Genomic DNA, 12792 nt, shown 5'->3' on the forward strand with positions numbered 1-12792 from the left:
GTTATGCACAGCGCCAGGAACGCCAGCCCCAGACACAAAAGGCCCGCATGAGGCATGCGGGCCTTCATGACCAGCCGCACCCAGCGGGCGCAGGCCGGCACGCGGAATCAGGCCTCGGATTTGTTCTTCAGCACCTGACGGCCACGGTAGAAGCCGTTGGGGCTGACGTGGTGACGCAGATGCACCTCGCCAGTGGTCGGCTCGACAGCGATGCCCGGCACCGACAGAGCGTTGTGCGAACGGTGCATGCCGCGCTTGGAAGGAGACTTTTTGTTTTGCTGGACAGCCATGGTCGGCTCCTGTGAAAAAAGCTGGGGCCTCGCGGCCTGAAAACCCAAAGAAAAACGGACGACATTCAACTGCACCAGCCGGAATTTGTCTCTTCAGACCAGCGCGAAACCCTGCATTATACCCAGTCAGGCAACAAACGTCCAAACCCCTCACGAACGCCCCTCCCCTTCGGGGCCACCGCGCACGCCCTTCCCCTTCAGGGCCGACAGCGCCGCGAACGGATTCGGACGCACGCTCTGCTCAAAGCCGTCGTCCACCGCCTCGGTGGGCAAGGCCTGCGGGCACACGTCATGCATGGGCACCAGCGGCAAGGCCAGGATCAGCTCGTCCTCGATGAGCTCCTGCAGGTTCAAGCGCGGCGTCCAGACCAGCAAATCCTCCTCGGCTTCGTCGTCCTCGGCCTCGGCCGTGGCCTCGTCGGCGACGAAACGGAACCAGCGATCGACCTCGAGCGTCTCCAGATACACCGACAGACAGCGCTGGCACACCTGCGGCACCCGCCCGGTCAAGCACAGACGCAGCCAGACCTGCTCCGCCCCGCCCAGGGGCATGCGGACGTCCCCGCGCACCTGCCAGTTCAGCGCCAGAGGCGGTGCGTCGGCCGGCTGCGTCCATGCGGGGGCATCTGCCTGCCAGCGTTGCAGATCCGCCAGACGGATGACACCCGAGAACACCTCACCGGAACGCGCCAACTGACGCACATCCAGCGCCTGGACAGACAACACGGGGGAACTTGTGGACATGGGTCGGGTATGAATAATGCTTGTTGATTCTAAATTCGAATGTCCGAAACCGCTCACCCCCATTCCGCCGCCGAGGCAAGCATGCGCTGCTCACAAGCCATGCTGCGCCAAGCCATGGGCCAATGGCAGGCCATGGGCCACCCTGACCTGTGGTTGTTCGCCTACGGCTCGCTGATCTGGAAAACGGAATTCCCGGTGATCGAGCGGCGCTTGGCCACGGTGCATGGCTACCACCGCGCCCTCAAGATGTGGAGCCGCGTCAACCGAGGCACGCCGCAACGCCCGGGCCTGGTGTTCGCCCTGCTGCCTGGCGGCAGCTGTCAGGGTATCGCACTGCGCGTGCCCGCCGCCGATGTGCCGCAGATGCTGCCCCGGCTCTGGGAGCGAGAAATGCCCAACCCGGTGTACGACCCCCGTTGGTTGCGTTGCCGCACACCGCAGGGGCCCGTCACCGCGCTGGCGTTCACGCTGTCGCGGCGCAGCCCGAACTTCACCGGGGAACTGCCAGCACAAGAATTGCAGCACATCTTCCGGCATGCGCAGGGCCGCTATGGAACGACTCTGGACTACGCCCGGCAAACGCTGGAGCAGTTGCGCGCGCTGGGCATCCGCGACCGGGCGCTGGAGCGGCTGCTGCACCACGGGCGCGGTCTGTGAAAGCTCGCGGCACGCGGGCAGGCGACCGTGCCATACTTTGGGCATGAACATCGCCGACCTGCGCAAGAGCTACGAAAAGGCCGAACTCAGCGAAGAAGCCTCCCACCCCGACCCGTTGCGGCAATTCGACCAATGGTTCAACGAAGCCCTCAAGAGCGAGCTGCCCGAACCCAACGCCATGACGCTGGCGACCGTGGCCAGCGACCTGCGCCCCAGCACCCGTGTGGTGCTGATCAAGGGGTATGACGAGCGCGGCATCGTCTGGTACACCAACTACAACAGCCGCAAGGGGCAGGAACTGGCCGGCAACCCTTGGGCCGCGCTCCAGTTCCACTGGGTCGAGCTGGAGCGGGTGGTGCGCATCGAAGGCCGGGTGGAACAGGTCAGCCCCGAGGAAAGCGACGCCTACTTTCACAGCCGCCCGCTGGACAGCCGCATCGGCGCCTGGGCCAGCCCGCAAAGCCAGGTCATCGCCGGGCGCAGCGTTCTGGTGGCCAACGCCGCGAAGTTCGGCGCCCAGTTCCTGCTCCATCCGCCCCGCCCCCCTCATTGGGGCGGCTACCGCCTGCGCCCCGACCGCTGGGAATTTTGGCAAGGCCGCCAGAGCCGCTTGCACGACCGGCTGCGTTACCGGCAGGAAGGCGGCACCTGGGTTCGGGAACGGCTCGCGCCCTGAAAGCCCCCCAGAACACCGGTTCCGGGCTCAGGGCAGGCGCTCGATGGCCTGGTCCGCCACCGCCGCGAGGTCCGCGGCGTCCACCCGTGCGGGGTCCAGCTCCTGCAAGGGCCGCAGCACAAAGGCCCGCTGCCGCCAGCGGGGATGGGGCACCGTGAGGTCCGGGGATGCGATGCGTGCGCTGCCGTACAGCAGCACATCCAGGTCCAGCGTGCGCGGGGCGTTGCGGTAAGGGCGCTGCCGGCCGGCGGCCCGCTCCAGGGATTGCAGCAGCGCCAGCAAGGCAGGGGCGGTCAGGGTGGTGCGCACCTCGGCGACGGCGTTGCAGTACCACGGCCCTGCGGCATCCACGGGCGCGCTGCGGTAGAACCCCGACGCGCGAACGCCCTGGATGCCCGCAGCCTGGCCGAGCCGGTCCAGCGCGAGCCGCAAAGCCGCCACCGGGTCGCCCAGGTTGGCCCCCAGGCCGACATAGGCCGTGACCTCCCCGCGGCGTGTCATGCTGCGGCGGCCGGGCCACCCTCGCCAGCCGAACCGGCGGGCTTGCGACGCCGGCGACGGCGCTTCTTGGGGGCGGCATCCGGCCCGTCGGGCGCATCGGCGGACGGCTCAGGGGCGTCTGGCGCCTGCGCCTCATCGGCCGCCACGCGCTGCACCCGCCCTGTCGCCTTGCCACCGCGCGCCCCCGCGGCCTTGCCGGCCGCGCGGCTGCGTTGCTGCTCCAGGCGCACGGCCTCGACCATGTCGCGGCGCACGGCTTCACTGGCGGTGCTGAACGTCTCCCACCAGTGGGACAGCTCCTCCTCCAGTTCGCCCACCTGGGCCCGCAGGCGCAGAAAATCGAAGCCGGCCCGGAAGCGGGGCTGCTCGGCCAGGGTAAATGGGCTCTGGCCGACACGCTTCTCGAAGCGCGGCTGCATCATCCAGATTTCGCGCATGTCGGCGCCCAGCTTGCCTCGGCCGGACACATCGCCGATGCGGGCTTCGAACACCTCGTCCACGGCCTGCTGCAACGCCGGAAAGGGCGGCACCTTGGCGTTCTGGCGTTTCTGCCAGCCGTCGCGCACGTCGCTCCAGAGCACGCAGGCCAGCAAGAAGCTGGGCGCCACGGGCTTGCCCTCGGCCACGCGGCGGTCGGTGTCCAGCAAGGCGGCCTTGACGAAAGGCTCGTCGGCACGCTGCACCACCAGATCCAGCAACGGGTAGATGCCCTTGGCCAGCCCCGTGGCCTTGAGCTGCTCGATGCTGGCCAGCGCATGGCCGGTTTGCAGCAGCTTGAGCATCTCGTCGAAGAGGCGGCTCTGGGGCACGTCGGCGAGCAATGGCAGGGAAGCGGCCAGCGGCGCGCGGGTCTTGGCATCGAGTTGGAAACCGAGGCCGTTGAGTTTGGCGCCAAAGCGCACGGCGCGGATGATGCGCACCGGATCCTCGCGGTAGCGGGCCGCCGGGTCCCCGATCATGCGCAGCACGCGCTTCTTGGCGTCGCGGATGCCATGGTGAAAATCGACCACGATCTCGGTTTCGGGATCGTAGTACATGGCGTTGATGGTGAAATCGCGGCGCGCGGCGTCCTGCTCGATCGGGCCCCAGACGTTGTCGCGCAGCACGCGCCCGCTGGCATCGACGGCATGCTTCATGCTCGCCAATTCCCCTTTGGCCGTGCGCTCATTGCCACTGACCTGCTCGGCAGCGGTGCTGTCCATATAGGCGCGGAACGTGGACACCTCGATGACCTCGTGCTCACGGCCGCGGCCGAACACCACATGCACGATGCGGAAGCGCCGGCCAATGATGAAGGCACGCCGGAACAGGGCCTTGACCTGTTCCGGGGTGGCATTGGTGGCCACGTCGAAGTCTTTGGGGCGCAGTCCCAGCAACAGGTCACGCACCGCACCCCCCACGATGTAAGCCTCGTAGCCAGCGCGCTTGAGGGTATGCACCACGTCCAGGGCGCGCCCATCCACCAGCGACGGGTCGATGCCGTGCACGGTGGCGGGAACGTCCTCGCGTTTGCCGAAACGGGGCCTTTTGGCCCGGGAGGTGGCCTTGCCCAGCAGTTTGTCGATGAATGTCTTGATCATGCGTGTTCCACAAACAGGTCGAGTATGCGCCAGCCCCGCTCACGAGCCATGGCCCGCAGGCCCTCGCTCGGGTTGGTGGCCACGGGCACCGTCACCTTGTCCAGCAGGGGCAGGTCGTTGGTGGAATCGGAGTAGAAAGTGGTATGCACGTCGCCCCAGCCCAGGCCGCGCTCGGCCAGCCAGTGTTCGAGCCGCGTCACCTTGCCTTCACGGAAAGAGGGCGTGCCGGCAATCTCGCCGGTGTACCAGCCTTGGTCGTCACGGGCGAGCTCCACCGCGATCAGGTGCTCGACACCGAGCGCCCGGGCAATGGGGCGGGTGACGAATTCGTTGGTCGCGGTGATGATGATCACCTCGTCGCCCGCCTGCCGGTGCCCTTCGACCAGGGCTCGGGCCGCGGGCAGCAGTTGCGGCTCGATCACCTCGCGCATGAAGCGCTCATGGGCCTCGGCCGCGGCGGCGGGGCCGCGTTCGCGAAACGCCTGGGTAGCGAAGCGCACGTAGGCGTGAATATCCAGTGCACCGGCCTGGTATTGGGCGAAGAACTCGTCGTTGCGGCGGGCGAATTCGACCGGATCGGTCCAGCCGATCCGGGTGGTGAATTCGCCCCAGCCGTAGTCGGAGTCCAGCGGCAGCAGGGTGTGGTCCAGGTCGAACAGGGCCAGTTTCATCGATGCGTCTTTCGTATCCGGTCGGCTCAGCCAGCTTCGAGCATGGCCTTGATGAGCGCAATGGTGATGGCACGCTGCGTGCGCAAGGCGTAGCCGTCGAGTTGGTCCAGCAGGGCCATGAGGCTGCCCAGGTCGCGCGAAAAGCGGTTGAGCATGTAGTCCATGACCTCGTCGCTCAGAAACACCCCGCGCTCGTCGGCCGCGCGGCGCAGCACGCGGCGCCGGTCGGCTTCCGAGAGCGGCTGCAATTGGAACACATGCCCCCACCCCAGCCGGGTGCGCAGGTCCTCGCGGAGCAACAGGTCGGCTGGCGGACGGTCGGCCGCCGCCAGCACCCAGCGCGGCGCGCCTCGGGCCGGCGTCTGGGCATTCACGAACCAGTTGAAGGCAACCGCCTGCTGCTCAGCGGTGTAGAGCTGACAGTCGTCCAGCAACACCGCCACCCAGCCGTCATCGAAGGCGGGCACGGAGGCCGTACCGGCATCCAGCCAGCCGACCCGCCCGCCCTGCCCCTCCAGCGCCAGGCGCACGGCATGCAACAGGTGGGTTTTACCAACGCCGCTGCCACCCCACAAAAAGGTGGGTACCGGCGAGCGCAGGGGGTTGGCCGCCCAGAGGCGCAAATGGTTCAGGGCTTCGTGTGGGCCATGGGTCAGGAAATTGTCGAAGGAAGGCCGGGGGGCCAGCCCCATGTCGAGGACGAGCTGCTCCATCAGCGCGGCCCCTCTTGACCCGGCGGCTCCACGGGCGCCGCCGGGACTTGGGGCGCGCCGTGGGTGTAGAGCGAACTGCCCACATACAGCGCCTGTATGCGGCGCACCGCCACCAGCAGCACGGCGCTGGCCGGCAGCGCCATCAACACACCGACGAAACCGAACACATGCCCGAAAGCCATGAGCGCAAAGATCACCGCAATCGGGTGCAGGCCGATGCGCTCTCCCAGCAACCGGGGCGTGAGGTAAAAACTCTCCACCAACTGCCCCACCAAATACACCAGGCCGACCAGCAGCACGCCCGTGACCGACTGGAACTGCAGCAGCGCCGCGAGCAGGCCCAGCACCAACCCCAGACCGAAGCCCAGGTAGGGCACGAACACCGCCAGCCCGGTGAACACCCCAATGGGCAGCGCCAGCTTCAGCCCCACCAGCGCCAACCCGACGGTGTAGAACACCGCCAGAATGCCCATGACCAGCAACTGCCCCCGCAGATACTGCCCCAACACCTGATCGGTTTCGTCGAGAAAGCGTTGTGTCGGCTCCTGCCAGCGCGGCGGCACCAGCGACTTGGTGCGAGCGACGAAACGGTCCCAGTCGAGCAGCAGGAAATAGGCCACGATGGGCATGAGCACCAGGTTGCCGAGCACCGCGAGAACGGCGCTGCCACCGATGCGCAGCGACGCCAGCACACGCTCCGCCAGCTCACCCTCGTGTCCCGAAACCATGCGGCGCAAGACATCGCCCACGGCATTGACGTCGATCTGCGCATCGATACCCAGGCGATCGGCCCAGGGCGCCATCCAGGCGTTGAGGTTTTCCAGCAGGGGGGGAATCTGGTCCCGCAGCAACGGCCACTGGCGCGTGACCACCGGCACGATCATCAGCGCCACCGCCAGCAGCACCAGCATGAGCAAGGCAATCGCCAGCGCCGCGCCGAGCCAGCGCGGGATGTGGCGGGCATGCATGCGCTCCACCGCCGGGTGCAGGGCATAGGCCATGACGGCCGCCACGATGAACGGCATCAACACCGGCGCCAACAAATCGATCAGCCACCACGCGGCAACGGCCAGCGCCAGCCAGGCCAGCATGCGGGCTTGGTGGGCGGTCAGCGACATAAAATCAACAGGGACATGGCGGGCCCGTAAAATCAGGCGATTTTATCGGCCTTCCACCCCATGACAACGACACCCCTTTCCTACAAAGACGCCGGCGTGGACATCGACGCGGGCGATGCGCTGGTCGAACGCATCAAACCGCTGGCCAAGAAAACCCTGCGCGACGGCGTGCTGGCCGGCATCGGCGGCTTTGGCGCGCTGTTCGAAGTGCCCAAGCGCTACACCGAGCCGGTGCTGGTCAGCGGCACCGATGGTGTGGGCACCAAGCTCAAGCTGGCCTTCGAGTGGAACATGCACGACACCGTGGGCATCGACCTGGTGGCCATGAGCGTGAACGACGTGCTGGTGCAGGGTGCCGAGCCGCTGTTCTTCCTGGACTACTTCGCCTGCGGCAAGCTGGACGTGGACACCGCCGCCGCCGTGGTGGGCGGCATTGCCAAGGGCTGCGAGCTCAGCGGTTGCGCCCTGATCGGTGGCGAAACCGCCGAGATGCCCGGCATGTACCCGGCCGGTGAATACGACCTCGCAGGCTTTGCCGTGGGCGTGGTTGAGAAAAGCCAGATCCTGACCGGCCAGAACGTGCAGGCCGGCGACGTGGTGCTGGGCCTGGCCTCGGCCGGCGTGCATTCCAACGGCTTTTCCCTGGTGCGCAAGTGCATCGAGCGGGCGGGCGCCCACCTGCCCGCCACGCTGGACGGCCAGCCGTTCAGGCAGGCCATCATGGCGCCCACCCGCCTGTATGTGAAAAGCGTGCTCGCTGCGCTGGCCCCACGCCCGAACACGGCAGCGGCCGCCGGCCGAGGCGGCATCAAGGCACTGGCCCACATCACCGGCGGCGGCCTGCTGGAAAACATCCCCCGCGTGCTGCCCGAAGGCCTGGCCGCCCACCTGAAAAAAGGCAGCTGGCCGCAGACCGAGCTGTTCGCGTGGCTGCAACGGACGGCAGCCATCGACGACCTCGAGATGAACCGCACCTTCAACAACGGCATCGGCATGGTGGTGGTGGTGGACCCGGCAGCGGCCAGCGCCATCGCCGCCACGCTGCGCGCCCAGGGCGAAACGGTCTATGAGATCGGCGTCATTGCCCCGCGCGGTGAAGATGCGGCCGTCGTGGTGGCCTGAACTCAGCTCAGCTCGCGCTTGAGCTCCAGCACCCGCTGGCCGATGGCATCGGCATCCAGCGGGTCTTCGGCATGCGCCAGGTAGGCCTCCAGGTCTGGCACGGCACGCTCCGGGTGCCCCAGCTCTGCCCAGGCCAGCCCACGGTCACGGCGTTCGCTCCAGTCTTTGGGCAGGAGCAACACGAGCCGGTCGAGCACGGCGATCAGCCGCGGCCAGTCCTCCTGGCTGCGGTGGATGTCCTTGAGGTTGCGCAGCACCCGGGCCAGGATGTCGCGCGGCGGCGCGGACTGCAGGTACAGCCCCATGGGAACGTCGAAGTCGTCCACCAGCCCGTTGCGGCGCTTGTACGGCTCCAGCCGTTCCGACAGGTCTTCCCGGCTCAGGGACTGGCCGGTGAACGGGTCGATCACCACCTGCCCCTGTGGCAGGTTGACCTTGACCATGAAATGCCCCGGGAAGTTGACGCCCCGTGCCTGCAGCCCCAAGCCCTGGGCCAGCTCCAGCCACAGAATGGCCAGCGTGATGGGAATGCCGCGCCGGGTGCGCAGCACCACGTTGAGGTAGCTGTTTTCCGGGTCGTAGTAGTGGTTGACGTTGCCGCCGAAACCCAGGTCGTGAAAGAAGAACTGGTTCAGCAACCGCAGGCGCTGCAGCGGGCCGGCGTCGGCCGGCAGACGTCGGCGCAAGCGGGCCAGCAACTGGTCCAAGTCCCCCAGCACGGTCTGCACGTCCAGGTCCGGGTATTCGTCCATCGCCACCGCGGCGGCGGCCTCCAGCAACGGAAAGCCCTCGTCATCCCGCACCAGGGCGGCGAAGTACTCCAACGGCGACGGAACCTGAAACGACAAAGCCATGTGCTTACTTTCGCACAAACTGGCGCAGTTGAACACCGGCCAGCATCAGCACACCGAAGTACACCACCACAGCGCCGGCCACGATCAACACCAGCGACAGGACCCGGCGCCCGGCCTGCACGGCATGCACCCAGTCCACCTGCGCGCTGGACCACAACAGGAATACCGCCAACAAGGCGCTCGCGGCCAGCACTTGCAAGCCCAGTCGCCCCCAACCGGGTGCGGGCCTGTAGACCCCGCGCCGCATCAGCCCCGCCAGCAACCAGCCGGCATTGAGCAAAGCCCCCAGGCCAATGGCCAGCGCCAACCCCGCATGGGCCAGGCGCGGCACCAGCAGCAGGTTCATGCACTGGGTGAACACCAACACCACGATGGCGATCTGAACCGGGGTGCGAATGTCTTGCTGGGCATAAAAGCCGGGGGCCAACACCTTGACGGCAATCAGCCCCAGCAAGCCCACCCCATAACCCATGAGCGCCAGCGAGGTCTGGCGCACATCGGCAACGGTGAAGGCGCCGTAGTGGTACAGCACCGCCACCAGCGGCTGGGCAAAAGTGAGCAAGGCCACGGCACTGGGTATGGCCAGCAGCACCACCAGCCGCAGGCCCCAGTCGAGCAGGCTGCTGTAGCGCTCACCATCACCGGCGGCGCGGGCGGCCGAGAGCTGCGGCAGCAGCACCACGCCCAGCGCCACCCCCAACAAAGCGGTGGGGAACTCCATCAGCCGGTCGGCGTAGGTGAGCCAGCTCACGCTGCCGGTGGCCAGATGCGAGGCGATCTGGGTGTTGATGAGCAGCGAAATCTGCGCCACGCTCACGCCCAGCAGCGCGGGCAGCATGAGCGTGAGTATGCGCTGGGTGCCCGGGTGCCGCCAGGCCGACTTCAGCGCGCTGGCCGACACCCCGATGCGGGGCAGCAAGCCGAGGCGTTTGAGTGCAGGCAACTGGACGCCGAGCTGCAACACGCCCCCCAGCATCACCCCAGCGGCCAGAGCGTAGATGGGCTCCCAACCCTGCGTGGCGAACCACGGCGCCCCCCACCAGGCGGCGCCGATCATGGCCACGTTGAGCAGCACCGGCGTGGCGGCGGGCACGGCAAACCGCTTCCAGGTGTTGAGCACGCCGGCCGCCAGCGCCACCATGGACATAAAGCCGATGTATGGGAACATCCAGCGCGTGAGCCCCACCGCCGCGTCGAAGCCCTCGGGGTTCTGTTTCAGGCCCGCTGCCATGGCCCAGACCAGGGCGGGCGCGCCCAGCACCCCCAGGATGCAGGTGAGCGTCAAGGCCCAGGCCAGCACCGTGGCCACCTGATCGATCAGCACGCGGGTGGCGGCCTCGCCATCCTTTTCGCGGCTGGCGGTCAGCACCGGCACGAACGCCTGGCTGAACGCCCCTTCGGCAAACAGCCGCCGCAGCAGGTTGGGAATGCGAAAGGCGACGTTGAACGCGTCGGTGAGCGCGCTGGCCCCGAAAGTCGCAGCGATGAGCAGCTCCCGCATCAGCCCCGTGATGCGGGAGGCCAACGTGAGCAACGAAACAATGGAGGCGGATTTGAACAGCGACACGGCAAGAGTGTAGCCGTCGGCCTGCGGCAGACACCCCGCTCGCCAACAGGGGCTTGCCCAACCCCTACAATGGTTTCGACATGAGCATACTGAACGCCGATCTTCACTGCCACTCCACCGTCTCGGACGGCACGCTGGAGCCCGAGGCCCTGGCGGCACGCGCCAAGGCCAATGGGGTGGAACTGTGGTCGCTCACCGATCACGACGAGGTCGGCGGGCAACGACGCGCCCTCGCAGCGGCCCGGTCCCTGGACCTGCCCTATCTCACCGGCACGGAAATCTCGGTCACTTTCGTGGACGTGACGGTGCACATCGTCGGGCTGGGCTTCGACCCCGACCACCCCGCCCTCGTGGAGGGCCTGCGGCGCACGCGGGGCGGACGTGGCGAGCGCGCCCAGGAAATGGCCGAACAGCTGGCCAAGGCCGGCATCGCCGGCGCCTACGAAGGGGCGCTCAAATACGTGGGCAACCCGGAACTCATCTCCCGCACCCATTTCGCGCGCTTCCTGGTGGAGACCGGTGTCTGCAAAGACACGAACGAGGTCTTTCGCCGCTTCCTCACCGAAGGCAAGCCCGGTTATGTGCCGCACCGCTGGGCCACGCTGGGCGATGCGGTGCGCTGGATCCGTGAAGCGGGCGGCGTGGCGGTGATCGCCCATCCCGCGCGCTACGCCCACAGCCCCACCCAGGAATACGCCCTGTTCACCGAGTTCAAAGCCCACGGCGGCCAGGCGGTGGAAGTCGTCACCGGCAGCCACAGCGCCGCCGAATATGTGAAGTATGCCGACATGGCCCTCGAATTCGGGTTGGCCGCTTCCCGCGGCAGCGACTTCCACAGCCCCGGCGAAAGCCACTGCGACCTGGGCGCCCTGCCCCACCTGGAAGGCCGGCTGACCCCCGTGTGGGAACTCCTGGCCGACCGCATCCAGTAACCAATCGCGCTGCCACAGCGCACGCGAAAAAAAACCGACCCCGCAGGGGTCGGTTGCGGCTGATGCCAGAAGGGGCCGAAACCCCCTGTGCATCAGAACTTGTGGTTCAGGCCCACAGCGTACAGCGTGACTTTGTCTTGGTTGCCAAGGCCCACTTTGTCTTTAAGCTTGGCTTGAGACAATGCACCGTAAACCGTCGTGCGCTTGGACAGCGAGTACAGCAGCGTGGCGGTGTAACCGGTGGACTTGGCGATGTCTTGGCCAGCTTGCTCGATGGTGGACTGTGCATAGCCCACACCCAGCGAAAGCGCGGTGGCCAGAGGCACTTCCGCACCGATGTTCCACTCCTGGGCCTTCAAAGTCCCAACCGAGAAAGTGTTCGCGGCTGGGGTAGTAGTACTATCAGACACAGTGAGGTTCTTGACCTTGACTTCGTTGTAGCCAGCCACCAGCTTGGCCACGCCAAAATCATAAGAACCATTGAGCAGATTGTAGGTAGCCTTGGAACCAGCAGAGGCCTTCAACGGTTCAGTGAGACTACCGGAATAGATACCCGTCAACCCGAATAGCACTTCCCCATTACCCAGCGCCCCTAGGTTGATCTTATTGCCCGCTTTTTCAGTCTGGTGCGCAAAGCCCACAAACAGGGGGCCATTGGCGTACTGAAGGCCCACGGACAACAGGCTGCTGGCCTTGCCGTTGGTGTTATTAGCCTTGTCTTCCCCGAAGCCGTAGGTCAGGCTACCACTGAAACCCGCGAACTCAGGGCTGATGTATTTGATGCTGTTGGAAACTTTGTCGTTGTAGCCAACCCAAGTCTGGAAGGAAGCTGCAACGTTGGCATTGAAGTTGTCGTTGGCCGACGAGCGAATATCGTCGTAAGACGACCATGTACGGCCAAGCTGCACTTCACCAAAGCCGCCAGACAAGCCCACGTAGGCATTGCGATCGCCCAGCTTGGTTCCTCCAGGCTCATCCATACCGATGCTGGTCTCGATGAGGAAGTTGGCCTTCAGGCCACCACCCAGATCTTCGGTGCCCTTGAACCCGATGCGGCTGGTGTTGGCGCCACCGCTGTCAACCTTGCTGTTGCGCTCGCTTTCACCGTTGAACTCTTGCTTGACAGAGCCCACCCAAATGTCGGCGATGCCATACACGGAGACGCTGGATTGCGCCATGGCGGCGCCCGATGCGGCCATCACGGCCAGAGCGATCAGAGACTTTTTCATGAGTAACCTTCCTTGAAAAATGGAACCCGGTTGACCGGGGGAGGACCCGGAAGCGGACCCACGAGTCAAATCCTAACCGCACCGGCGGCCCTCATCTAGGGAAAACCCCCAAAAACCGCTCTTGGGCCACCGAAATGT

The 12792-nt window shown here is 66.4% G+C and carries 14 protein-coding genes; 4 read left to right on the top strand and 10 right to left on the bottom strand.

Going from position 1 to position 12792, the window contains the following annotated elements; genetic code table 11:
• Window positions 1-107: 107 nt before the first annotated feature.
• Both rpmF and HZS63_RS02520 read right to left on the bottom strand, forming a co-directional pair.
• Entirely contained in the window at window positions 108-290 is a 183-nt protein-coding gene (gene rpmF, locus HZS63_RS02515; RefSeq protein WP_180682432.1) for a 50S ribosomal protein L32, read from the bottom strand.
• A gap of 150 nt (window positions 291-440) precedes the next feature.
• Window positions 441-1034: a YceD family protein gene (locus tag HZS63_RS02520; RefSeq protein ID WP_180682433.1), complete on the bottom strand. Its 594-nt coding sequence runs from the start codon at window positions 1032-1034 to the stop codon at window positions 441-443.
• A gap of 39 nt (window positions 1035-1073) precedes the next feature.
• Here HZS63_RS02520 and HZS63_RS02525 point away from each other — a divergent pair, with 39 nt between their 5' ends.
• Entirely contained in the window at window positions 1074-1691 is a 618-nt protein-coding gene (locus HZS63_RS02525) for a gamma-glutamylcyclotransferase (RefSeq protein WP_343039938.1), read from the top strand.
• A gap of 43 nt (window positions 1692-1734) precedes the next feature.
• Window positions 1735-2367 (top strand): pyridoxamine 5'-phosphate oxidase, encoded by a 633-nt coding sequence (pdxH, locus tag HZS63_RS02530; protein ID WP_180682434.1) that lies wholly within the window; start codon window positions 1735-1737, stop codon window positions 2365-2367.
• Between the two features lie 27 nt (window positions 2368-2394).
• Here the strand turns inward: pdxH and folK are convergent, their stop codons facing one another.
• From folK to HZS63_RS02555, 5 genes are read right to left on the bottom strand one after another with little or no spacing between them, the layout of a single operon-like run.
• A complete protein-coding gene (folK, locus tag HZS63_RS02535; RefSeq protein WP_180682435.1) occupies window positions 2395-2868 on the bottom strand; it encodes a 2-amino-4-hydroxy-6-hydroxymethyldihydropteridine diphosphokinase in 474 nt (157 codons plus the stop codon).
• Entirely contained in the window at window positions 2865-4448 is a 1584-nt protein-coding gene (pcnB, locus tag HZS63_RS02540; protein ID WP_180682436.1) for a polynucleotide adenylyltransferase PcnB, read from the bottom strand. Before pcnB ends, folK begins: the two co-directional genes overlap by 4 nt.
• Window positions 4445-5119: a histidinol-phosphatase gene (locus HZS63_RS02545; RefSeq protein ID WP_180682437.1), complete on the bottom strand. Its 675-nt coding sequence runs from the start codon at window positions 5117-5119 to the stop codon at window positions 4445-4447. The genes pcnB and HZS63_RS02545 overlap by 4 nt, the downstream gene beginning before the upstream one ends.
• Before the next feature lie 26 nt (window positions 5120-5145).
• The gene (gene hda / locus HZS63_RS02550) at window positions 5146-5832 is read right to left on the bottom strand and encodes a DnaA regulatory inactivator Hda (protein WP_180682438.1); all 687 of its coding nucleotides are present in this window, start codon (window positions 5830-5832) and stop codon (window positions 5146-5148) included.
• A complete protein-coding gene (locus tag HZS63_RS02555) occupies window positions 5832-6950 on the bottom strand; it encodes an AI-2E family transporter (RefSeq protein WP_180682439.1) in 1119 nt (372 codons plus the stop codon). The genes hda and HZS63_RS02555 overlap by 1 nt, the downstream gene beginning before the upstream one ends.
• A 60-nt stretch (window positions 6951-7010) precedes the next feature.
• Here HZS63_RS02555 and purM point away from each other — a divergent pair, with 60 nt between their 5' ends.
• The gene (gene purM / locus HZS63_RS02560; RefSeq protein ID WP_180682440.1) at window positions 7011-8072 is read left to right on the top strand and encodes a phosphoribosylformylglycinamidine cyclo-ligase; all 1062 of its coding nucleotides are present in this window, start codon (window positions 7011-7013) and stop codon (window positions 8070-8072) included.
• A 2-nt stretch (window positions 8073-8074) separates the two neighbouring features.
• On the opposite strand, the gene HZS63_RS02565 is transcribed toward purM, so the two are convergent.
• Both HZS63_RS02565 and murJ read right to left on the bottom strand, forming a co-directional pair.
• On the bottom strand, window positions 8075-8926 hold the full coding sequence (locus HZS63_RS02565) for a SirB1 family protein (RefSeq protein ID WP_180682441.1): 852 nt from the start codon (window positions 8924-8926) through the stop codon (window positions 8075-8077).
• A 4-nt stretch (window positions 8927-8930) separates the two neighbouring features.
• Window positions 8931-10493, bottom strand: a complete 1563-nt coding sequence (murJ, locus tag HZS63_RS02570; RefSeq protein WP_180682442.1) for a murein biosynthesis integral membrane protein MurJ — start codon at window positions 10491-10493, stop codon at window positions 8931-8933.
• An 80-nt stretch (window positions 10494-10573) separates the two neighbouring features.
• On the opposite strand from murJ, the gene HZS63_RS02575 reads away from it, so the two are divergent.
• Entirely contained in the window at window positions 10574-11425 is an 852-nt protein-coding gene (locus tag HZS63_RS02575; RefSeq protein ID WP_180682443.1) for a 3',5'-nucleoside bisphosphate phosphatase, read from the top strand.
• A gap of 92 nt (window positions 11426-11517) precedes the next feature.
• On the opposite strand, the gene HZS63_RS02580 is transcribed toward HZS63_RS02575, so the two are convergent.
• Window positions 11518-12654: a porin gene (locus HZS63_RS02580; RefSeq protein WP_180682444.1), complete on the bottom strand. Its 1137-nt coding sequence runs from the start codon at window positions 12652-12654 to the stop codon at window positions 11518-11520.
• Window positions 12655-12792: the final 138 nt, after the last annotated feature.

Source organism: Tepidicella baoligensis (assembly GCF_013432195.1).
Lineage (GTDB): Bacteria > Pseudomonadota > Gammaproteobacteria > Burkholderiales > Burkholderiaceae_C > Tepidicella > Tepidicella baoligensis.

What these genes read in the sequence shown, in the direction of transcription:
- rpmF (WP_180682432.1), bottom strand. Translation starts at nt 290, where the DNA reads ATGGCTGTCCAGCAAAACAAAAAGTCTCCTTCCAAGCGCGGCATGCAC.
- HZS63_RS02520 (WP_180682433.1), bottom strand. Translation starts at nt 1,034, where the DNA reads ATGTCCACAAGTTCCCCCGTGTTGTCTGTCCAGGCGCTGGATGTGCGT.
- HZS63_RS02525 (WP_343039938.1), top strand. Translation starts at nt 1,074, where the DNA reads ATGTCCGAAACCGCTCACCCCCATTCCGCCGCCGAGGCAAGCATGCGC.
- pdxH (WP_180682434.1), top strand. Translation starts at nt 1,735, where the DNA reads ATGAACATCGCCGACCTGCGCAAGAGCTACGAAAAGGCCGAACTCAGC.
- folK (WP_180682435.1), bottom strand. Translation starts at nt 2,868, where the DNA reads ATGACACGCCGCGGGGAGGTCACGGCCTATGTCGGCCTGGGGGCCAAC.
- pcnB (WP_180682436.1), bottom strand. Translation starts at nt 4,448, where the DNA reads ATGATCAAGACATTCATCGACAAACTGCTGGGCAAGGCCACCTCCCGG.
- HZS63_RS02545 (WP_180682437.1), bottom strand. Translation starts at nt 5,119, where the DNA reads ATGAAACTGGCCCTGTTCGACCTGGACCACACCCTGCTGCCGCTGGAC.
- hda (WP_180682438.1), bottom strand. Translation starts at nt 5,832, where the DNA reads ATGGAGCAGCTCGTCCTCGACATGGGGCTGGCCCCCCGGCCTTCCTTC.
- HZS63_RS02555 (WP_180682439.1), bottom strand. Translation starts at nt 6,950, where the DNA reads ATGTCGCTGACCGCCCACCAAGCCCGCATGCTGGCCTGGCTGGCGCTG.
- purM (WP_180682440.1), top strand. Translation starts at nt 7,011, where the DNA reads ATGACAACGACACCCCTTTCCTACAAAGACGCCGGCGTGGACATCGAC.
- HZS63_RS02565 (WP_180682441.1), bottom strand. Translation starts at nt 8,926, where the DNA reads ATGGCTTTGTCGTTTCAGGTTCCGTCGCCGTTGGAGTACTTCGCCGCC.
- HZS63_RS02575 (WP_180682443.1), top strand. Translation starts at nt 10,574, where the DNA reads ATGAGCATACTGAACGCCGATCTTCACTGCCACTCCACCGTCTCGGAC.
- HZS63_RS02580 (WP_180682444.1), bottom strand. Translation starts at nt 12,654, where the DNA reads ATGAAAAAGTCTCTGATCGCTCTGGCCGTGATGGCCGCATCGGGCGCC.